The sequence below is a fragment of the Rhodococcus sp. 14-2496-1d genome (genome assembly GCF_002259365.1).
GTDB lineage: Bacteria > Actinomycetota > Actinomycetes > Mycobacteriales > Mycobacteriaceae > Rhodococcoides.
In genome coordinates, this window is record NZ_NPFV01000002.1 from 33,243 (window position 1) to 55,057 (window position 21,815).

A 21,815-nucleotide genomic window follows, 5' to 3' on the forward strand; every position below is an offset into this window, starting at 1 on the left:
AGGAATGGGGGAAGAACGGCCCGCGGATCCGCTGAGTCGAAGAAGGAGCGGACGGGTGTGTCCGCTCCTTCGACTGTCTCACGCGCTACCGAAATATGAAACGCGATTCTCACATCGTGAGATCAGTCCAGATCGTCGTGCGCCATCAGCTGGCGCGCGGCCTCGATGACCGAACCGGACAGCGACGGGTACACCGAGAACGTGTTGGCCAGGTCGTTGACCGACAGATTGTTCTGCACCGCCATCGCGATGGGCAGAATCAGCTCCGACGCACTCGGGGCGACCACGACACCGCCGATGACGACGCCGGTGGCCGGACGGCAGAAGATCTTTACGAAACCACGCTTGAGGCCGCTCATCTTCGCTCGCGGATTGGTGGTGAGCGGCAGCATCACCACGCGCGCGGGCACGTCGCCTGCGTCGATCGTGGACTGCGCGACGCCGACCGACGCGATCTCGGGCCGAGTGAACACCGCCGAGGCCACGGTCTTGAGCTTGATCGGGCTGACCGCCTGCCCCAGTGCGTGGTACATCGCGATGCGTCCCTGCATCGCCGCGACCGAGGCCAGCGGCAGCAGACCGGTGCAGTCGCCGGCTGCGTAGATGCCCGCGACCGCGGTACGCGAGACGCGATCCACGCGCAGATATCCGCCCTTGTCGAGTTCGATGCCGACCCTCTCGAGACCGAGACCGGAGGTGTTGGGCACCGATCCGACCGTCATCAGCGCATGGCTGCCCTCGACGGTGCGACCGTCCGAGAGCGTGACGCGGACACCGTCGTCGGTGCGGACCACCGAATCGGCGCGGGCATGCTTGACGAGGGTGACACCGCGCTCGTTGAACGCGTCCTCGAGCACCAGCGCGGCGTCCTCGTCCTCGTGCGGGAGGACGCGGTCACGGCTCGAGACCGCGGTGACCTTGACGCCCATCTCGGTGTAGGCCGAGACGAACTCGGCACCGGTCACACCGGATCCGACGACCACCAGGTGTTCGGGGAGAGCCTCGAGGTCGTAGAGCTGACGCCAGTTGAGGATGCGTTCGCCGTCGGGCTCGGCTCCCTTGACCACGCGGGGGCGGGCTCCGGTCGCGATGAGCACGACATCGGCGTCGAGGATGCGTTCTTCGCCGTCGGCGAGGACGGCCTTGATCTGGTGCGAGGCCATCCCGACATGGGAGTCGATCATCTCGGCGCGTCCGGCCAGCAGTTGCACCCCGACGGAGGTGACGCGGTGGGCGATGTCGGACGACTGCGCCTGCGCGAGGCTCTTCACGCGGTCGTGAATCTTCGGCAATGCGACGGCGGCCTGCGACGGATCGAGGGAGATGCCGAGGTCGCTGGCTCGACGCATCTCGGTGCGAATGCCGGTCGACGCGATGAACGTCTTCGACGGCACGCAGTCCCAGAGGACGCAGGCACCGCCGATACCGTCGGAATCGACGAGCGTCACCTCTCCGCCGTGCTGTGCGGCAACCAATGCTGCTTCGTACCCTGCCGGACCACCACCGATGATCACAATCCGGGTCATTGATCCTCTTCTCGCGTGCTCGAAATCTCTCGTTGTCTCGCGTCAACGGTATTCGAGAGGCCGTCCTCGCGCGTCGGTAGGGCTGGCTTCGTCGGCCCGATGGGAGGCCGGACCTGGGGCGACGCACCGAAACACGACCACGGGGCGTCAGTGTGCACCGATACGGTTTAGGCTGGCCGACGTGCCAATTTATGCCGCCTACGGATCGAACATGCATCCGGAGCAGATGTTGCAGCGATGCCCTCACTCGCCCCTGTCGGGAACCGGATGGCTGCACGGATGGCGGTTGACCTTCGGCGGCGGCGACATCGGCTGGGAAGGCGCGCTGGCGACGGTCGTCGAGGATCCCGACTCGCAGGTCTTCGTGGTGCTCTACGACGTGTCCGAGGAGGACGAGGAGAGTCTGGATCGCTGGGAGGGCTCCGAACTCGGCATTCATCGGAAGATCCGGCTGCGCATCGAGACCGGCCGGGAGCCGGTGCTCGCGTGGATGTACGTACTCGACGCCTACGAGGGCGGTCTGCCGTCGGCACGCTACCTCGGCGTGATGGCGGAGGCAGCCGAAATCGCCGGTGCCCCAGCCGAATACGTGCGAGACCTACGCACCCGCAACAGCCGCAACGTCGGCCCGGGTACCACCTCGTAGCGGGAGATCCAGCTCAGAAATAGTTCTTCATGACCGACGCCACCCACGCCGGTTCCCTCACGTCTTCACGCTTCGGAACCATGGACTGCAGGAACGGCTTGATATCGAACACCGGTGAGCCGTCGATCGCATCGAGACCTCGGACTCGGATGCGCAGTCCGTCCACGTCGACGAGCTCGCACCGCGACACCCCGAGATGATTGGGTCGGTCCTTGACTCGTTGAGCGAGGACACCCACCCGAGGAAGCGTCGTATCACCGCGGGGGTGCCGTGAGCCGGTGGTCGTCGCGGCGGGATCGCACAGGTGGAAGCCGTAGATCACCTCGAGGTGGGAGAACTCGGCGAGACCGAGGGTCGCGTCGGCGTCGAGGACACTCTCGTGCAGGTCGATCACGGACTCGACCGACCCCCAGTTGTCGTCGACCACTTCGGCGCGATCGGATCCGACGATCCCGATCGGCGACACGTCGAACACCGTCTCGTCCCCCACGTCTAGTTCGGATCCAGCGCGATTGCGGTCATCACCTTCACGCCGACGGCCAGTGCTCGTTCGTCGAGATCGAAGGTGGGTTGGTGGATGTCGAGTTGTGGTCCGGTACCCGGCCACACACCGAGTCGAGCCATTGCGCCCGGCACGCGTTCGAGGTACCACGAGAAATCCTCACCGCCACCGGATTGCGCGGTATCGGCCAGCGCGTCGGGTCCGACCCGGCCGATGGCCTTCTCGAACGTGTGCGTCGACTCCGGATCGTTGACCACGGGAGGCACGCCGCGACGGTAGTGCAGCTCGAATCGGACCCCGGTCGGTGCGAGCAATCCGGTGACGATCTCGCGGACCAACGGTTCGAGCAATGCCCAGGTCTCGTGGTCACCGGTGCGGACGGTGCCGGTCAGCATGCCGGTCTGCGGTATGGCGTTGGGAGCCTGGCCGGCGACCACCGCTCCCCAGACCATGACCGTGCTGGTCCGCGGGTCGATTCGCCTGCTCAACATTCCGGGCAGGCCGGTGATGACGGTGCCGAGCGCGTACACGAGATCGGTGGTCAGATGTGGCCGCGAGGTGTGCCCGCCGGGCGAATCCAGCCGCAGCTCGACGGTATCCGCCGCCGAGGTGATCGCACCGAGACGTAGGCCGACCTGCCCCACTTCGAGCCGCGGATCACAGTGCAGCGCAAAGATCTTGGTGACGCCGTCGAGCGCTCCCGCCGCCACCGCGTCGAGCGCACCGCCCGGCATGACCTCCTCGGCGGGCTGGAAGATCAGACGCACCCCGTACTGCAGGTCCGGCAGCGACGCCAGCGCCAGCCCCGTTGCGAGCAACACGGTGGTGTGTGCGTCGTGCCCACAGGCGTGGGACACCCCAGGCACGGTCGACGAGTACACCGCGCCGGTGTTCTCCTGCAGCGGCAGGGCGTCCATGTCCGCCCGCAACGCCACCCGGGGACCGTCGGGACCGATGTCGCAGATCAACCCTGTTCCGCCGGGGAGCGGCTTGGGTGACAGGCCCGCTGCTTCGAGATGCTCCATCACGAATGCGGTGGTGCCGAATTCGCGTCGAGCCAGTTCCGGATTGGCGTGAATGTGCCGACGCCACAGAGACAGGTCGGTCGTGTGCGCGTGAATCCACCGATCGATCGCGTCTTCTCGGGTGCTCACGACTGCGCCGCCGAGCGGGCGATCACGCCGTCGAGCAGACGAGCACGGGTACCGGGATCAGCGGCGGCACGCGCAGCGGTCCTGGCGAGACCGAGGGCCCCGTCGAACAATGCCCGATCGGCCGACTCCGTGATGCACGCGGCGGCGAACTCCGGCTGATGCGTCACCGCCCCTCCTGCATCGAGTCCGACGACGGGATGGATACCGGGTAGAACATTCGTCACGTTTCCCATGTCTGTGCTGCCCAACGGGCGAAATCCTTCCAAATCCGGAGCGAGGGGCGATCGGCCCAGCGCTTCGATCTCCTGCCGAAATGCCGCGACCAGCCACGAATCCGGCGTCAACGCCGCGTAGGTCGGCGACACCGTACGGATCTCGTGAGTGCACCCGGTGGCGATCGCTCCTGCCTCGAAACACGCGTACGTCTTCGCGGTCAGAGCGTGCAGCGATTCGGTGGTGTTCGCGCGGAGGTAGTACAGCAACTCCGCGTGGCCGGGCACGATGTTCGGGGCCGCACCCCCGTCACTGACGATGCCGTGCAGCTGCTGACCCGGCGCGAGGTGCTGCCGCAGTAGCCCGAGTGCCACCTGACTGATGGTCACCGCATCGCCTGCGTTGATCCCCCACTCGGGAGCGGCGGACGCGTGTGCGGCCCGGCCGGTGAACTCGACGGCGATGTCCGCCAGCGCCAGCGACGTCGCACCGACGATGTCGAAGGGACCGGGATGGACCATCAACGCCGCGCCGACGCCGTCGAACACTCCTCTCTCGAGCATCAACACCTTGCCGCCGCCGGTCTCCTCGGCCGGGGTACCGAGCACTCGCACGGTGATGCCGAGAGCGTCGGCGACCGGAGCGAGCGCAAGCGCAGCACCCACAGCCGAGGCCGCGATGATGTTGTGCCCGCACGCATGACCGATCTCGGGTAGAGCGTCGTATTCGGCACAGATACCGATCACCAGATCGCCGCTGCCGAACGACGCGGTGAAGGCGGTGTCCATGTCTGCAACGGCCGTCTCGACCTCGAAATCGTGCGCCCGGAGGGTATCGAGGATCTTGGCGACGCTGCGATGTTCGGCGAACGCCAGCTCCGGTTCCGCGTGGATCGAGTGCGAGAGCGCGACCACTTCGTCGGTGGCGTCGGCCAGGGCGCGGTCCATCGCCTCGCCCACGGCAGCACTGTTCGATTCGTCGATCACGAGAGACAGTGTGTCACTAGCGCGACCGAGTGTCGGAACAGAGCTGTGCCGAGTCGCGGGTGACGACGGTCCTGCTACTTCCCGAAGCTGAAGTTGCTGTCGTCTGTCGTGGTGTTCAGCGCGGCGAGCAGATCCACGTGCATACGACTCTTGATCCCGGCAAGGTTCGCACCCCGGGTGCTCGTCAGCGCCGCCGCCTTCGCGACCGCGTCGGACAGCAGCGTCTCCTCCGATGCCGTCGCCTCGACGATTCCGGCGGCCACTGCGTCGGCACCGCCGTAGCGGCGACCGGTCGTCATGGCTTCGACGGCGGTCTGCTTGGGCAGCCGGGAGTTGATCAGAGCAGACATTCCCACGGTGAACGGCATGTTCAGGTTCACCTCGGGCAGGCAGTAGAAGCCTCGGTCGGCGCGCTGGACACGGAAGTCGTGCGAGGTGGCGAACATCGCGCCCGCACCGAATGCATGCCCCTGCACAGCTGCGACGGTGGCCATCGGGAAAGCGAGCAACCGGGTGTAGAGGGTGTGGACGCGGTCGAGATACCAGGTGATCTTGTCCAGGTTGGCGAACAGCCAGTCGGTATCGAGACCGTTGCTGTAGAACTTGCCTGCCGACGTGGTCACCAGAGCCGCCGGGCCCTCCGAGGCCTCGACCTCGTCGAGCAACGCGTGGGTGGTGTCGATCCAGTCCGGGTGGAAACGGTTCTCTGGATTGTCCGCTCCGTCCTGGGCACCGAGGAACAGGATGTGGACGTCGCCGTCGCGTTCGAGATAAGGCATGCAGCGGATACTACCCAACGGTAACTTCCGCCGGTCGCACATCCGTGTCGTCGATCTCCTACTGTTGTTCATCGTGGCAACCACCGACGCACATACGACCGACCCCGTGACCGATCCCGACGGTGCCGCGCGCACCGCCGCCGACGCACTCGCCGCAGCAACCGGGGTCGATACCCACACCGTGGCCATCGTTCTCGGTTCCGGATGGCAGGCGGCAGCCGACGTCTTCGGCTCCCCCACCGCGACCGTGCGCATGGCCGACCTGCCCGGTTTCGCGCCGCCGTCGGCGTCGGGGCATTCCGGCACCATCACCTCGGTGGACGTCGGCGGTACCCACACACTGCTGCTCCAGGGACGCACTCATGCCTACGAGGGCCACGATCTACGACGCGTCGTGCATCCCGTGCGGACCGCGATCGCCGCCGGTGCCACGACCGTCGTGCTGACCAACGCTGCAGGCGGTATCAGGGACGGTATGAGCGTCGGGCAGCCCGTGCTGATCTCCGACCACCTCAATCTCACGGCTCGCTCGCCCCTCGTCGGTGCCGAATTCGTCGATCTGGTCGACGCGTACTCGCCCGAACTTCGCGCGCTCGCGGCACGGATCGACCCGTCGCTCGAGGACGGCGTCTACGCCGGACTGCCCGGCCCCCACTACGAGACGCCCGCCGAGATCAAGATGCTGCGCACGCTCGGTGCCGACCTCGTGGGGATGTCTACGGTGCACGAGACGATCGCCGCCCGCGCGAAGGGTGCACGCGTCCTCGGCATCTCTCTGGTGACGAATCTTGCCGCCGGAATGACCGGCGAACACCTCGATCACACCGAAGTGCTCGCTGCCGGTAAGGATTCCGCCGCTCGCATGGGAGCGCTGTTGCACGAGTTGGTTTCACGCCTGTGACCGAGGAGCTCACCGAGCGGGTGCAACGATGGATCGCAGGCGATCCCGACCCCGTCGCCCGCGAGGAACTCGACGGCCTGTCCGACGCCGAACTCGCCGACAGGTTCAGCGGTCCCCTGACGTTCGGCACCGCGGGGCTCCGTGGTCCGGTGCGCGCGGGACCGAACGGGATGAACGTGGCGGTGGTGACGAAAACCTCGGCCGGCATCGCGGCGTGGTTGATCGAGAACGGTCTCGGCGGGTCAACCGTTGTGGTCGGTCGCGACGCCAGAAACGGATCCGAGCAGTTCGCTGTCGCGGCCGCCGAAGTCTTCTCCGCGCAGGGCTTTTCCGTGGTGATGCTGCCGCGGCCACTGCCGACCCCCGTCGTCGCCTTCGCTGTGCGGGCACTCGACGCCGAACTCGGCGTACAGATCACGGCGTCGCACAACCCTGCGGCCGACAACGGGTACAAGGTGTACCTACGCGGCGGCTCGCAATTGATCCCGCCGAGTGACGCCCAGATCGAAGCGCTGATCGCCGCCACGGCCGACGCGGTCGAGATCCCGCGCGCGATCGTGCAGCCCGGCGGCTCCGACATCGCAGCGCGATACCTCGACTCCGTTGTCGCACTGCCACGTTCGACGCGTCGAGACATCCGCATCGCGTTGACTCCCCTGCACGGTGTCGGTGGCGAGCTCGCGACGGCCGCACTGCGTGGTGCGGGGTTCCGTGACATCCGGGTGGTCGAGGACCAATTCGAACCGGACCCCGCGTTCCCGACCGTGACGTTCCCCAACCCCGAGGAACCGGGCGCGGCCGACGCGGTGCTCGCACTGGCGGCCGACATCGACGCCGATATCGCGATCGCACTCGACCCCGATGCCGACCGCTGTGCGGTCGGAGTTCCCGGGCCCGACGGCTGGCGCATGCTGACCGGCGACGAGACCGGTGCCCTCCTCGCGAACCACCTGCTGAGTCATTGCCCCGCAGACCCGTTGGTGGCCAACACGATCGTGTCGTCACAACTGCTCTCTGCGCTCGCCCCGGCGCGCGGCGCTCGCTATGCCCGCACCCTGACGGGCTTCAAGTGGCTCGTCCGTGCGGGTGAGGGCCTCGTGTACGCCTACGAGGAGGCCATCGGACACTGTGTCGATCCGACGGTGGTGCGCGACAAGGACGGCATCTCGGCCGCCGTGGTACTCGCCGACCTGGCCGCCGGCCTGAAGCAGGAGCGCCGCACCCTGCTCGATGTGCTCGACGACCTCGCGGTCGAGTTCGGCGTACACCTGGGTGCACAGGTCTCGCGGAGGGTGCAGGACCTCGCCGAGATCGGGAACATGATGGACCGGCTCCGCACCGAACCGCCGACCGAATTGGCCGGTCGGGCCGTCACCGTTGTGGACTACGCCCAGCGCGACGACGAATTACGCACCGACGCAGTCGACATCAGCGGATCGGGGCTGCGGGTGATCGTGCGACCGTCCGGTACCGAACCGAAGCTCAAGGCCTACCTCGAAGTGATCGAGCAGGTCGTCGGCCGAGAGGACCTGCCGAGAGCGCGGGCGGCAGCAGCCGAGATCCTGGCCGAACTGACCGACTACGCCCAACACCTCTAGGCGCGCCGACGAACCCTCAGAACAGCGCCGACTGCACCGCAGGCAGATCGGACGTGAAGGCCCCCAGTTCGATTCGCCGACCCTTCAGCGCCGCCAGATCCACGACGTAGGTCTCGTCGTCGACGGTCGCGATCACCGCCTGCCCGACGCAGGTCCTGATCTCGAGACCGTGGGATCCGGTTGCGATGTCTGCGGGGTAGGCGACGCGACTGACGTTCTCGCTCAACGCTTCCCGGCCTGCGGGCGGGGCCCATCGTTCGTCGATCGGAGTGCATCCGGCGATGTCTGCCTCGGTCAGCATCTCGCGGACCTGCTCGGCCCGAGCAGCGGCGGCGGCATCGAGCCTGTCGACGTCGATCGGCAGACACAGCGAGGCGGCCTTTGCGGCCGACCGCACCGCCTGCCGTAGTCCCATCGATTCGGTCACGAGATCCTCGGCTACTCGGACGACCTTTCCGTCGTCCGCGTGAGCGACGTACCGAGCGCAGATGGCACCTTGCTCGGCCAATCGGCCCCATTTACGGGTGTCCGCTGCCGTCCCGATCTTGAAGGTGCCGTTGGCGAACGCTGCCAGATACAACCAATGCGGTTGCATGACATGCTTTTCCAGATCCCGCGAGACGAACCCGCTGCGATGCACGGTGTGCACGAATCGGAAGCTGTCCTTGTCCGCGCACGACGCGCACTGCCCCGACGCGACGGCCCGCTCCCGGCCGGGGCACGGCACGTAGCGCGGCGGGCCGTCGGCCCGAAATGCCATGCGCCCGGTGCAGTATCGATCGGTCGACGCACCCGGCGCACGGAATCCGAGCGTGCGACCGACCAGTTCGCGGAACTCGATCTGCTCGGTGGCGACGTCGAGCAGCCGCAAGCCGGGCTGCGGTGCAGGTGACGCCACCGACGGCCACGAGACGCCGAGGACCAAACTCGGCGCGGCAGCGTTCGTCAGCGCGGGCCGAACTGACGATCGCCCGCGTCGCCGAGGCCGGGAACGATGAAGGCGTTGTCGTTGAGGCCGTCGTCGATGCTCGCGGCCACCAGTCGCACCGGCAGACCCGAGGCTTCGAGGGCGGCAACCCCTTCGGGAGCAGCAACGACGCAGATGGCGGTCACGTCGGCTGCGCCGCGGCCGACGAGCAGTTCGATCGTGTGGACCATGGATCCACCGGTGGCGAGCATCGGGTCCAATACGTAGACGGGCGTCCTCGACAGATCGTCGGGCAGGGACTCCATGTACGGCACGGGCTGGTGCGTTTCCTCGTCTCGGGCCATCCCGACGAAACCGACGCCGGACTGCGGGATGAGGCTGCTGGCCTTCTCGACCATGCCGAGGCCCGCACGCAGAACCGGAACCAGCAACGGCGGTCGAGCCAGCCTGGTTCCCTCGGTGACCGCGACGGGTGTCCGAACCTCGAAGGTGTCGATCGCGGCATCGCGGGTGGCCTCGTAGACCAGCATGTGGGTGAGCTGGCGCAGAGCCGACCGGAACGTGGCGTTGTCGCTGCGCTCGTCCCGCATCGTGGTGAGCAGGGCTGCGGCCAGTGGGTGATCGACCACGTGTGTTTCCATGCCGACCAGGATAGGACGTGCGCGGCGGGGCGCGAACGGCAACTCGGGGGAACCGAATGGCACGTACCCGCGTCGAACCAGTTGGGCGTCGCACTCGGCGACCGTGAATCGATTGCATACTCAGGGGGCAGTGATGGCCGAGCTCGTCGTCGAAACCGAGGGGGTCCTCGCATACGGTGCGGTGGCGTCGACCATGGCCGAGCAGATCGCGGCGGCAGGTGCTGCCGCCGCCGCGTGCGGCCCCGCTGTGCTGGCTCCGGTCTTCGGCCTGATCGGACAGGAGTTTCTCGGCGCGGTCACCGGCACCCATCTGGCGCACACCGATGCCGTGGTGCGCCTGGCCGGCGCGGTGGCGAGCATCGGCTCCGCGGCCACTGCATCCGCGGTCTCGTACGCCCTCACCGATGCCGGCACCGGCGCAACCGTTTCGGCCTCGGCCGCCGGTGTCGCGACGGACGCGCGGTAAGCGCCGATGATCGATCTGCTGGCCCGTCCCATCGTCGATCTGCTCGGGGCCTTCGGCAACGGGGCGCTCCCCACCGGGGGGCCGGCCGACGTGCTGCGGGTGCCCTCGGCAGCGATCGAGGCGGCTCGGGGAATCGGCAGGGTCGCGGTCACCGAGCTCGCTGCGAATTGGAACGGTGAGGCCGCCGATGCGGCAGTTCGCTACGCCGAGAACGCCCATAAGAGCGCCGTCGCTCTCGCCGACCACGCCGACGACATCGCTGCCGTCGTCGATCGGGCCTGTCGCGACACCAACCAAGGCTTCCTCGAGCTGCAGGCGATCGTGCAGTCCTTCGTGGGAATCGCACTGTCGGCCGGGCCGATCATCGCCACCCCGCCGGGGCAGACCATGCTGATCACGGCGGCCATCGAGCACCTCGAGCGAGCTCTCGTGGTGGTGTCCAGGGTTCGCGGCGAATTGGCCGTCCACACCACGAAAGTCGGTGAACTGGCCGTTCCGCCCACGGTTCCCGCCCCCGTGGGCGGCGAACCGACACCGGCCTCCGGCGCACCCTCGAATCTCATGACCTCACCCGCGACATCACAGGTGATCGAGGCAGGCGAGAAGCTGGCGAAGACGTTCGCCCAGTCCGTCTCGTCCCCCGCCGCGGGGACCGAGTCGCTCGGCAGCGGTGGTGCCCACAACTACCTGGGCAATCCGGGCACCGATCCCTCCCGATCCCCCGAGCACATCGGCCGGGGAGTCCAGATACGCCTACCCGACGGCAGTACCGTCACCGCGCCCAACGCCGAAGCCGCAGGTGCCGTCCGCAGCGCACTGACCCAACAGGGTGTGCCCTACGCGTGGGGAGGTACCACGCCGGGCCGCGGGCTCGACTGCAGCGGATTGACCCAGTGGGCGTACGCGCAGCAGGGCATCGAGATCCCGCGTCTGGCACAGGAACAGGACATCGGATCCGCCGTGGCACCCGGTGAGGTGATGCCCGGTGACCTCGCAGTCTGGGACGGGCACGTGGCCATGGTCATCGGAAACGGTCAGCTCGTCGAGGCTGACAGTGACAAGGGGTTCAGTTCGCCTAACGATGGAATCTCGAGATGAACGCGGGTCAACCTGAGTTCACCCCTGCCGAGGAGACGTGGCTCGCCGAGGTTGAGCTGACACACAAGGTGCCTCTCAGCGCTGAGCAGAACGCCGAGGTGCTGCGATTTTTCAGATCAGCGACGCCGGCCGATGCCGCGCACAATGCGTGCCCCCCTGGTAAAAACATCACGTGACCGAGACGGATGCAGTAGAGCAGAACCCATCACCGCGACTGCCCAGGAAGCGACTGATCGTAGTCGCGGCCGTGGTCTTCGTCGTAGCCATCCTTGCCTTCGGGGCCTGGGCGTTACTTCGCGACACTGAGCCTGACGCGTTCGAGCTAAGAGGCTCGGTCGGAATCGTCGACGGGGCGAGGTCCACTGTCAGCGGCGGATGCGAAGGAAAGGGGGGCTACGACGACCTTGCGGAAGGTGCTTCGGTCACGGTTTCGGACGCCTCGGGAACCACGGTCGCCACTGGCAATATCAACGACAGCACATACATCGACGGCGCGTGCCTTCTGAGTTTCGCTTTCGATGTCCCTGCAGGGAGCGACTTCTACAAAGTGGAAGTCAGTCACCGCGGAGAAGTGACGTATCCGGCCGATCAAGCGCGGTCCGGCGTGTTCATGACCATCGGAGGTTAATGCCCCACACAGCCGATGACCGGCACCGTGCAGTCACGTTGGTCACCGTTCGACTTCGAGGTCAGTGCGTGCACCCCGACCCGGACGATTGAGCACCCACTCGTCGATCGTGGACTCAAGCCAGCCTCGACGACCGGCGATTTCCGCGTCGGCCTCAGGGAGCTTGTACCGACTCATGGCGTTGTCGCTGACGCCGATACGCTTGGCGAATTCTCCGCGAGACAAGTATCGAATAGTCATTTTTTCTCCTGAGTAAGAAATACGCGAAGCCCGGTTACCTATAGATGATACACGACGGTAGTGCATAGTGCAAGTCGGGAAACAGCTACCGGGTGGGGCCGAAGCCCCACCCCCTCAGGCTGCCGTCAGCCAGGGGCAGAGCTGGTAGCTGGTGCCCTGGGTTCCGGTCTCGTCCAGCCACTCGGTGGCGGTCTCGATGTCCACGGGAGCCTCAGTGCCCTCGTCCTCGTTGTAGGCGGTGATGGCTGCCAGGGTGGCCTTGATGTCGAAGTGGCGGGGGCTGAGGCCGGCTGCGGTGATGATGTTGGCGAGTGTCTCTGCGGTGATCATTTCGTTCTCCTTTGTGTTGTTCTCTCTTATGTCTATAACTATACACGCCACTCGTGCACAGTGCAAGCCCAAATGGAGAATTATTCCAAATTTCTTTTTCTGGAATTAGAGTTGCACAATGCACGGTGGCCGTGTATCGTCTATAGGTAACCGGGCTTGACCATTTAGTTTCGAACGCAGAAAAAGCGCCCCCGCCTCGACTGAGACGGGGGCTCTCCTTTGGCCTTGGTGGCTACCGGGGCAGTGCCTCGCCCGGGACGATGCCGCCTTCGGGGGTGACGTCGCCCGGCTCGGTGCCGGTCCCGGTCTCGATCTCGGCTGCCTCGCCGTCGGTGCCGGCCTCGGCGTCGTCCGTCGCAGCATCGGGAACGATGCCCTTGATCGGGGCCAGGAGCTTGCGCACCTCGGCAGCCGTCTCGGCGTCAGCACCGAGCGCCTCGATGATCTTGTCTGCGGCCTGATCGGTCTCGGCCGCGATTGCTGCCGACACCTCTGCGAGTGCGGCTCTGGTTTCGGTTCCTACTGCCATGACGGATCTCCTTGTTCGTTCGATCGTGAAAAGAATCGTGCCGAGTAGCACGATCTCGATGAGTCGCCGAAGCATGGCGACACCTCCCTCTGTCGGGAAACGAGAGAACCCCCGAGCCGTTGGGCTTCGGGGGTTCAGTGGGGGGTGGCGTGTCGGTGGGCACGCCTACCGTGTGGCGGATGGAGCTCTACCGCCGCGGTGATCAGTGGGCAGAACCGGCACCCGAGTTCTGCCCTCGTGGGCATCTACTCGGGCCGCGCCGGGTGCTGGTGGGCTCGCAGGTCTGCTCGTGCGAGGTGCACCACCACCGCACTCACACCTGCATGGTCTGCGGCGAGGTTGTTTGCACGCCGCCAATTACGCCCGAGTGCACCGATTCGAGCTTCGACGGCCGGGCGCGGTAGGAGCACAACTCACGTTATGCACCCGATCGGGACTGTCGTTCAAACGGTCTACGCGACTGGATTCGCTACAGGCAATCGTGACATTCGCCCGTGAACTGTCACGGAACCTGTCATGCTGTTTCGATGCTCTGGTGGGTAATCGGCATCGTCGCCGTGTGGGTCGTGATCGGCGCGGTCGCAGCCGTGTGGATCGGCCGGGCCATCAGCCACGCCAAGCTCGAGGAAGCTGCCGCCGAGCTGCGCCGCGCAGAGAAGCACGAGACGCAACTCGCCGACGACACGTAGGAAAACTCGGACCCATCCGCGTTGTGATCGGTCACGAATGCGTGGCGTGATCGCCGTGATTCGACGTCTCTTCGCCACCTTCACAGGTCGGCCCAAGCGCACCCGTGGGTGCACCTGCGCCGCCTGCTGCTGGACTCGCGACTAGGCTGGTTCCGGCTCCGGCACGAACGGCTCTGGTTCGTCCTGCGGCTCCGAGCATCGAGGTAGCTGCGAGAGCACGTGCAGCGTCTCACCGCTCTCGTACGTGAACAGAGCCTCACCGCAGTCCTTGCAGTTCACTGTCGTCATGGTCATGCCTTCCTGAGCCAGATTGCCGGTGCCACGTTCGACGCCTGCGTACCTGTGAACGTTGCGGGCGGGTCTGCTGTCACGCCACCCTGGAACACTCCCGCGCTCGCGCTGTTGGTCAGTGCTGCGATTTCGGCAGAGGTCAGCCCGACGTCGGGGATACTCGTCGTTCCTGAAAAGGTGCGCAGCCCCGGATCGCCGCCGTTGGCGATGAGCCCGAGCCACACCCTGCGGCCTGCGACGAGCTGCTGACTGATCGTCGCTTCCTTCCATCCCGTCGTCGACGCGTCCCCGACCCCGACCCCGGCTGGGGCCGAATCGAGAAGCAGGGTCGAAGGCCAACCTCCACCGTCGCGATAGATAACCCACCGCAGCGTCGATGCTGCGACCGCTGTAGTCACGAGCGAGCCGATCCGGTCGTAGGTCGCGGTCTCGGGAACCACCCACGGAAACAGGCGGAGACGGTCCTGCGTCGGCGTTCCCGTGGCCAATGGCACGCCGACCGCTCCGTAGTACTTGCCTGACACCAGCGGACGGAGCGGGGCCGCCGAGCCGAACAGTGGCACCCAGGTCAGGCCACTGTTCACCATGTCGACCGACTCGCCGGGATTGAGGACAAAGCTGGTGGCCGTCAGGCTGCCGTTGACCGCGATTAGATCGGCCGACGATCGGCTGACGATCACCGGTGCCGCAGTCGGGGACGCCACAATTCGGTAGATCGCCAGGTCCGAGTTCGGGATGCCGGCGCGCGGAGGCAGAACGACGGTCGCCTGCGTCGTCGCGTAGACGAACCACGTGCCCGGACCTGTGACGTTGATGTTGGTTGCGGACGATGTATAGACCGGAAAATCAGATTTGTTCCACGCCATCAGAGGCCTCCTGCTGCTCGGCTGACCAGTGGGGTGATGGGGTCCGCCATGTCGACGTTTGCGCCGTCGCCGGGGTGGATACCGTCGGGGAGCTTCCCCGCGATCGGCAGCACCTGACCCGACGATGTCGCCCCCGACAGGGGTGTCGAGGTATCGGCCACGAGGACGCCTCGGTCACGAAGCGCGAGAGCGCGAGCATTGGCTGCGAGGCGCTTGGAATCGGCCGCTCCCCACGCGTGGATCGACGGATCGGTGGGAATCATGGTCCACAGCACCGGAGTCACACCTGTTCGCGCGCAGGCTGCTAAGACACGTTGGTACATCGCGTCGGAGGCCGCGAACCCCGCGTCGGTCAGGGCGGACTCGTTGTTCGGTGAACTGTTCGGGAAGACGAGAATGTCCGGCTTGACGTCGGAGTGCACGATGTCGATGGCACGCTCACCGAAGATGCTCGTCGCCTGGCCCGACCATCCGCAGTTGGAATACTCCACTGCGAGAGCATCGGAGGTGAGGCGGTCAGCGACAAGTCCGCCGAAGCCCTCGCCGAGGTACGTTCCGCGGCCGTCCGAGATGGAGTCGCCGACGACCATGAGGTTGACCACGCGTCCGCGGGACCAGTACCGGATGCCAACGATTGGTGACTGGGAGACGTTCGTCGTGCTGGTGAATGCGGTGGGCGTCGAGACGCCGTCGCCGTCCATCTGCCGCATGACCCAGCGTCGGCCGTTGGTGCGGGATGCCCAGTTGGTGAAGTCGTCCGTTGTGGGCGTGCCGGGTGTGCCGTTGCCGAGAACCGTGATGTCGCCGCCGGTCATGTAGACCCGTACGACGACGAGTGGCTTCGAACCGCCGTCTGTGCGCGGGATGCTGGCCAATGGAATCACGTCGGACAGGGCGTAGCTCAGGCGTCCGGTGGCGGGCGAGATGGGCAGAGCCATCCGCAACAGGCCACTCTTGGTGACAGTGGTCCACGGACCGGCACTACCGTTCAGGTCAGCGGCCGAGGGTAGGACCGACGCTTTCATGTTCACAACGTTGTCGGAGTAGCCGGGCTTCTGGTTGGCGAAGATGACCTGTATGGCGTCGAAGTGCTGCTGTACCTCGCATGTGACCTGGAAGGTCTTGGCGACGCTGGCGTTGTAGAGGCCCATGCGTCCGCCGAAGATGCGCTGCCCGACATTGCCGAAGGGCCGTTGGTCGCGGAGGTTGCGCTTGGATATTCCTGGTGCGTCGAGTACGCCCATGTCAGCTCACCGTCATTGCGGGTCGGGCCGTCACTGCGCCGTTGGCGTCGCGGGTGAGGGCAGATTGGGTGTACGTGGTGGTCACGCCGCCGAGTACGTGGGTGACGGTGTAGCTGTCGATCGCGCCGGGAGTCGTGGTCGATTCGGTGCCGACGAACACGCCGGTCGCGCCGTCGTCCCACACCACCGCGAAGCCAGTTGCCGCACCGTTCGCGGAGCGGGTGATCGCTCCGACTGCGATCTCGTCGGGGTTCTTCGCCGCCCGAGAAACGGGCGCATAACTCTGGTCAGCTTCCTCTTTCGTGATCCCCCCGGTCTCGATCGGGTTGGCCTCGAAGTAGTCGCCGACGGCTGTCATGAGCCGCTCGACGGGGGTGTCCGGTGGAACGTTCACCGCGGCCGAGATCAGCGGCCACAGCGGCAGAGGCGTTCCCGACGAAGGAATGATGATCTCGAGGTCGCCGTCGAGACTGCCGGCGAACCGGACGATGGCCCGGCCGGGATCGAGGTCGGGGGTGGTGAAGACGCCCGAGCTGTTCGGGACCGCCTTGTGCCACTTGTCGACGATGATGCCGCCCGACGTTGCCTGCCGCAGAGAGGCCGAGAACCACACCGCGGTGGTGGTGGCCGGTGTCTTGGCCACGTTCTTGAGGGTGTCACTGATGATGGTCATGCCGTGGGACCTCGTCTCTTCTGCTTGATGGCGGTCGCGAGAACTTGCACGTAGGCGCGGAGTTGGGCGGGGACCGACCCTCCGACGATGAGCCCGATGGCCCAGTTGAGGTGGTCGAGCGAGGCGTAGAGACCGTCGACCGCGGCCATCGGGTTGCTCAGGTCCGCGGCCTGCTTGGTGTCGTAGGTGACGTGATCGTTGACCGCCGCGGCTCGGCAGATGTATTTCGGCCACGTCGCCGGGTGCTGCAGCTCGTGCAGCGGTTGGTCGGGCACGATCTCTGTCGTTCCATCCTGGTGAAGAATCCAGATGTCGGAGTCGTGAGCGTTGTCAGCGTTGTGCGCGAGGATCTCGGTGAACTGTTCGAAGGTGACGTACTCGGTCATGCTGCCAGCTCCGTATCCGGTGTGTCGTAGGCCAACCAGTCCGCGATGCGCGGGCTGTTCTGAAACGGCGTTCGTGAGACGCCGACGCCAGCGAACCGACGCTGCGGCCCGTAGGGGACGGTGCTGGACGGGATTGATGTGCGAATAATCTCGATACCCTTGTGGTAGACGATCACTCGATCGAGGTAGTCCACACCGTCAACAGTTTCGCCGTCGACCACTGTGATCTCATTGGCTTGCGCGACGGTGGCGGGGACCGTTATCGCAGCCGAAAACGATCCGTTGGAGAGCGTCTCGAGTCGGATCGTGCCTTGCCGATATGCGACCGCGAGACCAGTTGATCGGTTCTGGGCGCAGCGGAACAGCATTCGCGCCCATGCCGCCGGCGTCTCGACCGTCGGAATGGAGCCGACGTGGATCGTGTGAACCTGCTTGTCGGTCGTGAGCGGCGAGGACCACAACGCCGTCGCGACGCCATCGTTTGTGTCGATGAACGCAACATCGTTGGATCGGATACCTAGAGCACCCGAGATCGACCACTTGCCGCCGATCCCGAACAGCCCACCCGAATCCTCCCGGTCGAAATTATCCGAGAAGTACCGCTTCGCCTGCGCCACGACAATGTTGTTTCCGACGGCCACGTAGACCACAAAGCCAGACGGATACGCAGGCCATGTGACGGACGATTCCGGAATAGAGTCCGGCGCGGCCGTCGTGGACGAGATTGCAGTCGTTGCACTGATCTGACGAGGGTAGAAACCCTGCGGCAGTTCGGGTGTGAAGTTCTCGGTTCCCGCCAGATACACCGTTCCGACGGCCCGGAACCGGACCGCCACCCACGTACCGGCCTCCACGATCGCGTCTGCAAAGTTGGTTGGGGTCGAGGTGTGCTGAGAGTTGACGAGCAGGCTCCCCAGGTTCGGGGACTCCGGCGTCAGCGCGGTCATATCTCCGGTGGGCGAGACGGAAAAGACCCTGGTATGCAGAGCGGTCGGTGTACCACGCGCGAAGAAGTTCAGGCCCGACAGCGCCGTATCATCCGGGATGCGGATGAACGCGAACCACTGCGTGTTCGCCGGTAGCAGCTTCTCCGGCAGCCGCGTCATCCGGACGTCGACGGACCCGATCGTGTCGTAATCGGTGTAGCCGTTGGACCCCGGTGTCGGGTGCCGGTGACGAGTGATGTTCACGTCGGCGGGCAACATCTTCAAATCCGAACGTGGAATCGACGGCCACTCCGTGCCGTTGATCGCGACGTACCCCGGAGTGGAGGATCGGACGTCGAACACTTCGAGCTTCTGAGTGACCACTTTCTGCACGTTCACAACCGCCTGTGCAGCACCCGTGGCGGTGTTGATCGCGGTGTCAGCCTTTGTGTCCGTGGCCTTGAGTGCGCCGGTCAGGTCGATCAGGCCACCGGTGATGCCCTTGAGCCCGAACACAAGTGCCGAGATCAGGCCGAGTATTCCGTTGAAGAATCCGCCGAACAGGTTGTTGATCCACTTGTCGAAGAAGTTCGTCTCGTACTTGGTGGCGAACTGCCCCGTCTGTTCGGCTTTCCACTGCGACTGCGTCTTCGCGGCATGAGCAGAGATGCCCGTGCCCGTGTTGATCGAGCCCGCGGGATAGCCGCCAGAGGGGAGTGTCATTCGTCCATCTCCGGTGGCCGAACAGGCACTTCGATGTTGCGGTCGATGAGGAGCCGTGACAGACGGGCGATGTACTGCCGCAGGATGAGTACCAATCGGTCCTGCTTGGTCAACTGAGCAACGACCTCGACCACGCGCTCGTTGGCCCGTTCCTCGTTCTCTCGCGCCTCGTCACGCTGCCGAATCGCGAGAGCGAGATCGTCGAGGTGATTGTTCTTCCGGGTCGTCAGTACGCCGACGATGATCGCGCCGATACTCGTGATCACGCCGCCGATGGCTGCAAGCAGGCTCGGATCCATCAGCGATGCCCCCTGTCCCTGCATCCAATTGCGATGCAAATGTGCAGCAACCCAACGAATGTCGCGTAGGTCCCATGAACGACCGGCACGGGTGGTTCGGTGAGAATTGCGGAGATCAAGATGCACGAGCCGTACAACACGCTGATCCCGGCTGCCGCGATGTGTGCATTCACGAAGCCCTTGCCGCGCACCGCCGCCGCCAGCAGCGCCAGTGCGGTTCCAAGGAAGAACACCGTCCACAGCGGGCCGATCGTCTCGATGTACGCCACCGCCGACACCTGCCCTGGCAGCAGGGGCCGACGCACCAACGACTCGGGAAATGCAGGCAGGTAGAGCACTCCCACGGTCGCCTGCATGATCCCGCCCGTCGCAGCGGTCAGGCGAGCGCCGAGCACTATTCGACCTCGGGGGCGCGATGCCTGCCGACGTACTCCTCGATCTCGGCAACCTGCTTCTCGGTCACACCGTTCGGAGTGAATCGGATGCCGACAGTCGCGAGAGACTGGATGGCGACGGCGATGCCGACGAGCACGTTCGTCGGGATGTCGACACCGAGGCCGATGAGAACCCAGATCAGGTTGACGCCCAGGCCGAGCAGGGATGTGACGGTGTTCGAGTACCGTTTGACGAGCGGCTGATTCGCGACGATCTCGCGCAATGCGTCGAGCGCGGCGTTGTTCGGATTCGTCATCACTTGCCGTCCTTGATCGCCGCAGCAATGGCAGCAGGCAGACCGTCGAGGGTCCGCTGCAGATTGCCCAGCTTCTCGACAATGAACGCGCCGTCGAGCGCATCGAGGACAGCTGCTCCGCCGTGCGGGAAGTTTGCCGGGTCCACCTCGACGCCCTCGGGTGCCACCCGGGAGCGAACTACCCCGTTGACCCGGTCCGCCGCGTCGAGTACTCGCTTCTGCTCTTCGTCGCTGAGTGCCATCAGGAATCCCTTCGTGAGTGGTTGGCCCGCAACGATTGCGCGAGCTCGGTCGATCAGTACGTCCCAGGGAAAGTTGGGCCCCGGGTCTGTGTGTCCGCCGCCCCATGCGCCGAAATCGACGTGGCCGACGACGCCTCGAATACCGGCATCGACGCCGGCCTTTCCGACGTACACGAGTGGGATGTCGCGGGCGATGGATCGCTCGGCGAGCCACGCCGCACCGCGCCACATCATCAGGTCCTGGTTGACCCCGTCCGCGTCCTTGCCGGGGTCGAGCCACTGCTCGCGGGTCCACTCGGCGAACGAACCTGCGAAGCAGAAGTGGTCGGCGCGCGAGTTCGCATTCGATGCCGCCCAGGGATTCTGGTCGTACGGGACGATGAGAACCGTCTCGCGCTCGTCGGCGATCGCGTTGTACGACACCTGATTCGCGGAGTTGCCGAGGAAGTTCGCGAGGTTCGCCGCCGACGATCGGGCTTGCTGCGTGTGAATCGCGAGCCAGTCGACGTCGCGACCGCCACTGTGCCGATTCGGACTCAGCTGCGTTCGGGTGATCGGATTCTCGGGCACGAGCACGGCCCCTTCCTGTGTGGGAGTTGCGAGCAGGTCGTAGAGAGCGGACGCTTCGGCCATGTGCTCGTCGTAGCGCTCGGGATAGTCCGACCGCTGGACCTGTTGGGCGTACCAGCCCGCCGAGCGGGGGCCGTTGTAGTCGAGCCTGGCCAGGGCCTCGAAGAACATTCGCGCCGACGCTGTCGGATTCATGCGCTCGGCGACGGTGCCCCACCACGGTGGCTGCTGCTGAAACAGTCCCGACGACTTCGAGTCCTTGCCGAGGCCCTCGTGCGGGTAGTTAAGCGTCTCGGGATCGGCACGGTTGGCGAGCATGCGCAATCGACACTCGACGAGCGAGGTTGCGAGGCCGATGATCTGACCGCGCTTGGTGATCCCCTGACGCACACCCTCGGCGACGATGATGCGGGCGTAGGCGAGCTGCTGGTCGGTGTACATCAGAGGCCCATGTGCGCGACGAGTCGCTCGGCCACGACGCGGTCGATCGTCGAGTCGACGGTGATGTTCTCGATGCCGTAGTCCGCGAGGACCATCACGAGGCGGTCCACGTTGACCTTGAGCCGCGTCGCCAGCTCGGACACTGGCATATCGACATCCTCGGCACCCTCGGGAAACCCGAGCTTGTCGAGCATCACGCCGCGCAGCTCGGCGCGCTGATCGGCCGGCACCTGCGCCCGCGTCACGTCGGCCAGCGTCGTCGGCTCGGGATCGACCTCGTCCATGCCGACCCACGTCCCGGCCGCGGTCGACTTCTGCAGCATCGACTCCGTGGTCGGTCGATACTTCTTGATCGGATCGGCCGCGAGACGCAGACCGAGCTCGACCATGTGGAAGCTCACCAGCTCCCAGTACTCGATCGGGAACACCAGCGGCGCTCCGACGACGCCGGGCAGTCCGACGAAGCACCAGAGGAACACCTGCCGCGGGTTGCCGAGGTCGCAGTTGTGGATCGTCGGCAGCCCGAGCGACTGGTCGAACTCCTCCCAATCGTCGGGCACGCCGAGATCGGTCGGATCGAACAGATCGGTGAAGGTCATGTGCAGCAGC

General features: G+C 65.7%; 28 protein-coding genes. 7 read left to right on the forward strand and 21 right to left on the reverse strand.

All coding sequences use genetic code 11. The features are described 5' to 3' along the window. Positions 1-122 precede the first annotated feature (122 nt). On the reverse strand, positions 123-1,526 hold the full coding sequence (locus CH296_RS00225) for an NAD(P)H-quinone dehydrogenase (protein WP_045195809.1): 1,404 nt from the start codon (positions 1,524-1,526) through the stop codon (positions 123-125). Positions 1,527-1,707: 181 nt separating this feature from the next. Between CH296_RS00225 and CH296_RS00230 the strand changes: the two genes are divergently transcribed. Then, on the forward strand, positions 1,708-2,172 hold the full coding sequence (locus CH296_RS00230) for a gamma-glutamylcyclotransferase (protein WP_032397447.1): 465 nt from the start codon (positions 1,708-1,710) through the stop codon (positions 2,170-2,172). Positions 2,173-2,185: 13 nt separating this feature from the next. Here CH296_RS00230 and CH296_RS00235 read toward each other — a convergent pair whose 3' ends face one another. From CH296_RS00235 to CH296_RS00250, 4 genes are all read right to left on the reverse strand, one after another. Further along, the gene (locus tag CH296_RS00235) at positions 2,186-2,647 is read right to left on the reverse strand and encodes an SAM-dependent methyltransferase (protein ID WP_218829649.1); all 462 of its coding nucleotides are present in this window, start codon (positions 2,645-2,647) and stop codon (positions 2,186-2,188) included. A gap of 17 nt (positions 2,648-2,664) precedes the next feature. After that, positions 2,665-3,828, reverse strand: coding sequence for a M20 family metallopeptidase (locus CH296_RS00240; RefSeq protein ID WP_094683713.1), 1,164 nt, complete (start codon positions 3,826-3,828; stop codon positions 2,665-2,667). Further along, positions 3,825-4,988: a M20 family metallopeptidase gene (locus CH296_RS00245; RefSeq protein ID WP_045200012.1), complete on the reverse strand. Its 1,164-nt coding sequence runs from the start codon at positions 4,986-4,988 to the stop codon at positions 3,825-3,827. The genes CH296_RS00240 and CH296_RS00245 overlap by 4 nt, the downstream gene beginning before the upstream one ends. Positions 4,989-5,101: 113 nt before the next feature. After that, on the reverse strand, positions 5,102-5,806 hold the full coding sequence (locus CH296_RS00250) for an enoyl-CoA hydratase/isomerase family protein (RefSeq protein ID WP_032397449.1): 705 nt from the start codon (positions 5,804-5,806) through the stop codon (positions 5,102-5,104). Between CH296_RS00250 and CH296_RS00255 the strand changes: the two genes are divergently transcribed. Together CH296_RS00255 and CH296_RS00260 are read left to right on the forward strand one after the other, a co-directional pair. Further along, positions 5,805-6,707: a purine-nucleoside phosphorylase gene (locus CH296_RS00255; RefSeq protein WP_371828388.1), complete on the forward strand. Its 903-nt coding sequence runs from the start codon at positions 5,805-5,807 to the stop codon at positions 6,705-6,707. The genes CH296_RS00250 and CH296_RS00255 overlap by 2 nt on opposite strands. Beyond that, positions 6,704-8,305, forward strand: coding sequence for a phospho-sugar mutase (locus tag CH296_RS00260; RefSeq protein WP_094645334.1), 1,602 nt, complete (start codon positions 6,704-6,706; stop codon positions 8,303-8,305). The genes CH296_RS00255 and CH296_RS00260 overlap by 4 nt, the downstream gene beginning before the upstream one ends. Before the next feature lie 16 nt (positions 8,306-8,321). On the opposite strand, the gene CH296_RS00265 is transcribed toward CH296_RS00260, so the two are convergent. Next, positions 8,322-9,203 (reverse strand): DUF2797 domain-containing protein, encoded by an 882-nt coding sequence (locus CH296_RS00265; RefSeq protein WP_256980279.1) that lies wholly within the window; start codon positions 9,201-9,203, stop codon positions 8,322-8,324. 47 nt (positions 9,204-9,250) lie between these two features. After that, positions 9,251-9,874: a uracil phosphoribosyltransferase gene (gene upp / locus CH296_RS00270; protein WP_032398209.1), complete on the reverse strand. Its 624-nt coding sequence runs from the start codon at positions 9,872-9,874 to the stop codon at positions 9,251-9,253. Between the two features lie 103 nt (positions 9,875-9,977). On the opposite strand from upp, the gene CH296_RS00275 reads away from it, so the two are divergent. The 3 genes from CH296_RS00275 (at position 9,978) to CH296_RS29275 (ending at position 12,066) form a co-directional block, all read left to right on the forward strand. Continuing rightward, positions 9,978-10,340 carry a type VII secretion target gene (locus CH296_RS00275; protein WP_256980280.1) on the forward strand — a complete coding sequence of 121 codons (363 nt, stop codon included), beginning with the start codon at positions 9,978-9,980 and terminating at the stop codon, positions 10,338-10,340. Between the two features lie 6 nt (positions 10,341-10,346). After that, positions 10,347-11,438, forward strand: coding sequence for a C40 family peptidase (locus CH296_RS00280; protein WP_094683714.1), 1,092 nt, complete (start codon positions 10,347-10,349; stop codon positions 11,436-11,438). A gap of 172 nt (positions 11,439-11,610) precedes the next feature. Continuing rightward, the gene (locus tag CH296_RS29275; protein ID WP_218830233.1) at positions 11,611-12,066 is read left to right on the forward strand and encodes a hypothetical protein; all 456 of its coding nucleotides are present in this window, start codon (positions 11,611-11,613) and stop codon (positions 12,064-12,066) included. Between the two features lie 42 nt (positions 12,067-12,108). Here the strand turns inward: CH296_RS29275 and CH296_RS00295 are convergent, their stop codons facing one another. From CH296_RS00295 to CH296_RS00305, 3 genes are all read right to left on the reverse strand, one after another. Then, positions 12,109-12,306: a hypothetical protein gene (locus CH296_RS00295; RefSeq protein ID WP_094683716.1), complete on the reverse strand. Its 198-nt coding sequence runs from the start codon at positions 12,304-12,306 to the stop codon at positions 12,109-12,111. Between the two features lie 114 nt (positions 12,307-12,420). Then, the gene (locus CH296_RS00300) at positions 12,421-12,636 is read right to left on the reverse strand and encodes a hypothetical protein (protein WP_094683717.1); all 216 of its coding nucleotides are present in this window, start codon (positions 12,634-12,636) and stop codon (positions 12,421-12,423) included. Positions 12,637-12,868: 232 nt separating this feature from the next. Beyond that, complete coding sequence (locus CH296_RS00305) at positions 12,869-13,165, reverse strand: hypothetical protein (protein WP_143546283.1); 297 nt, start codon at positions 13,163-13,165, stop codon at positions 12,869-12,871. Positions 13,166-13,692: 527 nt separating this feature from the next. Between CH296_RS00305 and CH296_RS28700 the strand changes: the two genes are divergently transcribed. Beyond that, positions 13,693-13,854 (forward strand): hypothetical protein, encoded by a 162-nt coding sequence (locus CH296_RS28700; protein WP_179277591.1) that lies wholly within the window; start codon positions 13,693-13,695, stop codon positions 13,852-13,854. A 141-nt stretch (positions 13,855-13,995) separates the two neighbouring features. Here the strand turns inward: CH296_RS28700 and CH296_RS28705 are convergent, their stop codons facing one another. The 11 genes from CH296_RS28705 to CH296_RS00355 are packed head-to-tail and all read right to left on the reverse strand — an operon-like array spanning position 13,996 to position 21,805. Then, positions 13,996-14,148 carry a hypothetical protein gene (locus tag CH296_RS28705; RefSeq protein ID WP_179277592.1) on the reverse strand — a complete coding sequence of 51 codons (153 nt, stop codon included), beginning with the start codon at positions 14,146-14,148 and terminating at the stop codon, positions 13,996-13,998. Continuing rightward, complete coding sequence (locus CH296_RS00310; protein WP_094683719.1) at positions 14,145-15,011, reverse strand: hypothetical protein; 867 nt, start codon at positions 15,009-15,011, stop codon at positions 14,145-14,147. Before CH296_RS00310 ends, CH296_RS28705 begins: the two co-directional genes overlap by 4 nt. After that, complete coding sequence (locus tag CH296_RS00315; RefSeq protein ID WP_094683720.1) at positions 15,011-16,255, reverse strand: SGNH/GDSL hydrolase family protein; 1,245 nt, start codon at positions 16,253-16,255, stop codon at positions 15,011-15,013. The genes CH296_RS00310 and CH296_RS00315 overlap by 1 nt, the downstream gene beginning before the upstream one ends. Position 16,256: 1 nt before the next feature. Further along, a complete protein-coding gene (locus CH296_RS00320) occupies positions 16,257-16,928 on the reverse strand; it encodes a hypothetical protein (protein WP_094683721.1) in 672 nt (223 codons plus the stop codon). Next, on the reverse strand, positions 16,925-17,314 hold the full coding sequence (locus tag CH296_RS00325; RefSeq protein WP_094683722.1) for a hypothetical protein: 390 nt from the start codon (positions 17,312-17,314) through the stop codon (positions 16,925-16,927). Before CH296_RS00325 ends, CH296_RS00320 begins: the two co-directional genes overlap by 4 nt. Next, on the reverse strand, positions 17,311-18,963 hold the full coding sequence (locus CH296_RS00330; protein WP_094683723.1) for a hypothetical protein: 1,653 nt from the start codon (positions 18,961-18,963) through the stop codon (positions 17,311-17,313). The genes CH296_RS00325 and CH296_RS00330 overlap by 4 nt, the downstream gene beginning before the upstream one ends. Continuing rightward, positions 18,960-19,262: a hypothetical protein gene (locus CH296_RS00335; protein WP_094683724.1), complete on the reverse strand. Its 303-nt coding sequence runs from the start codon at positions 19,260-19,262 to the stop codon at positions 18,960-18,962. The genes CH296_RS00330 and CH296_RS00335 overlap by 4 nt, the downstream gene beginning before the upstream one ends. Continuing rightward, positions 19,262-19,657: a hypothetical protein gene (locus CH296_RS00340; RefSeq protein WP_094683725.1), complete on the reverse strand. Its 396-nt coding sequence runs from the start codon at positions 19,655-19,657 to the stop codon at positions 19,262-19,264. The genes CH296_RS00335 and CH296_RS00340 overlap by 1 nt, the downstream gene beginning before the upstream one ends. After that, positions 19,657-19,953 (reverse strand): hypothetical protein, encoded by a 297-nt coding sequence (locus CH296_RS00345; protein ID WP_094683726.1) that lies wholly within the window; start codon positions 19,951-19,953, stop codon positions 19,657-19,659. Before CH296_RS00345 ends, CH296_RS00340 begins: the two co-directional genes overlap by 1 nt. Next, positions 19,953-21,206, reverse strand: coding sequence for an N-acetylmuramoyl-L-alanine amidase (locus tag CH296_RS00350; protein ID WP_094683727.1), 1,254 nt, complete (start codon positions 21,204-21,206; stop codon positions 19,953-19,955). The genes CH296_RS00345 and CH296_RS00350 overlap by 1 nt, the downstream gene beginning before the upstream one ends. After that, entirely contained in the window at positions 21,206-21,805 is a 600-nt protein-coding gene (locus CH296_RS00355) for a translation initiation factor IF-2 N-terminal domain-containing protein (RefSeq protein WP_094683728.1), read from the reverse strand. The genes CH296_RS00350 and CH296_RS00355 overlap by 1 nt, the downstream gene beginning before the upstream one ends. Between the last annotated feature and the right edge of the window lie 10 nt (positions 21,806-21,815).

Coding starts and splice junctions, on each gene's coding strand:
- CH296_RS00315 (WP_094683720.1), bottom strand. CDS start 16,255: ATGGGCGTACTCGACGCACCAGGAATATCCAAGCGCAACCTCCGCGAC.
- CH296_RS00280 (WP_094683714.1), top strand. CDS start 10,347: ATGATCGATCTGCTGGCCCGTCCCATCGTCGATCTGCTCGGGGCCTTC.
- CH296_RS00335 (WP_094683724.1), bottom strand. CDS start 19,262: ATGGATCCGAGCCTGCTTGCAGCCATCGGCGGCGTGATCACGAGTATC.
- CH296_RS00330 (WP_094683723.1), bottom strand. CDS start 18,963: ATGACACTCCCCTCTGGCGGCTATCCCGCGGGCTCGATCAACACGGGC.
- CH296_RS00245 (WP_045200012.1), bottom strand. CDS start 4,988: ATGGACCGCGCCCTGGCCGACGCCACCGACGAAGTGGTCGCGCTCTCG.
- CH296_RS00255 (WP_371828388.1), top strand. CDS start 5,805: ATGCAGCGGATACTACCCAACGGTAACTTCCGCCGGTCGCACATCCGT.
- CH296_RS00355 (WP_094683728.1), bottom strand. CDS start 21,805: ATGACCTTCACCGATCTGTTCGATCCGACCGATCTCGGCGTGCCCGAC.
- CH296_RS28700 (WP_179277591.1), top strand. CDS start 13,693: ATGCTCTGGTGGGTAATCGGCATCGTCGCCGTGTGGGTCGTGATCGGC.
- CH296_RS00250 (WP_032397449.1), bottom strand. CDS start 5,806: ATGCCTTATCTCGAACGCGACGGCGACGTCCACATCCTGTTCCTCGGT.
- CH296_RS00320 (WP_094683721.1), bottom strand. CDS start 16,928: ATGACCATCATCAGTGACACCCTCAAGAACGTGGCCAAGACACCGGCC.
- upp (WP_032398209.1), bottom strand. CDS start 9,874: ATGGAAACACACGTGGTCGATCACCCACTGGCCGCAGCCCTGCTCACC.
- CH296_RS00295 (WP_094683716.1), bottom strand. CDS start 12,306: ATGACTATTCGATACTTGTCTCGCGGAGAATTCGCCAAGCGTATCGGC.
- CH296_RS00325 (WP_094683722.1), bottom strand. CDS start 17,314: ATGACCGAGTACGTCACCTTCGAACAGTTCACCGAGATCCTCGCGCAC.
- CH296_RS00305 (WP_143546283.1), bottom strand. CDS start 13,165: ATGGCAGTAGGAACCGAAACCAGAGCCGCACTCGCAGAGGTGTCGGCA.
- CH296_RS00300 (WP_094683717.1), bottom strand. CDS start 12,636: ATGATCACCGCAGAGACACTCGCCAACATCATCACCGCAGCCGGCCTC.
- CH296_RS28705 (WP_179277592.1), bottom strand. CDS start 14,148: ATGACCATGACGACAGTGAACTGCAAGGACTGCGGTGAGGCTCTGTTC.
- CH296_RS00310 (WP_094683719.1), bottom strand. CDS start 15,011: ATGGCGTGGAACAAATCTGATTTTCCGGTCTATACATCGTCCGCAACC.
- CH296_RS00345 (WP_094683726.1), bottom strand. CDS start 19,953: ATGACGAATCCGAACAACGCCGCGCTCGACGCATTGCGCGAGATCGTC.
- CH296_RS00350 (WP_094683727.1), bottom strand. CDS start 21,206: ATGTACACCGACCAGCAGCTCGCCTACGCCCGCATCATCGTCGCCGAG.
- CH296_RS00225 (WP_045195809.1), bottom strand. CDS start 1,526: ATGACCCGGATTGTGATCATCGGTGGTGGTCCGGCAGGGTACGAAGCA.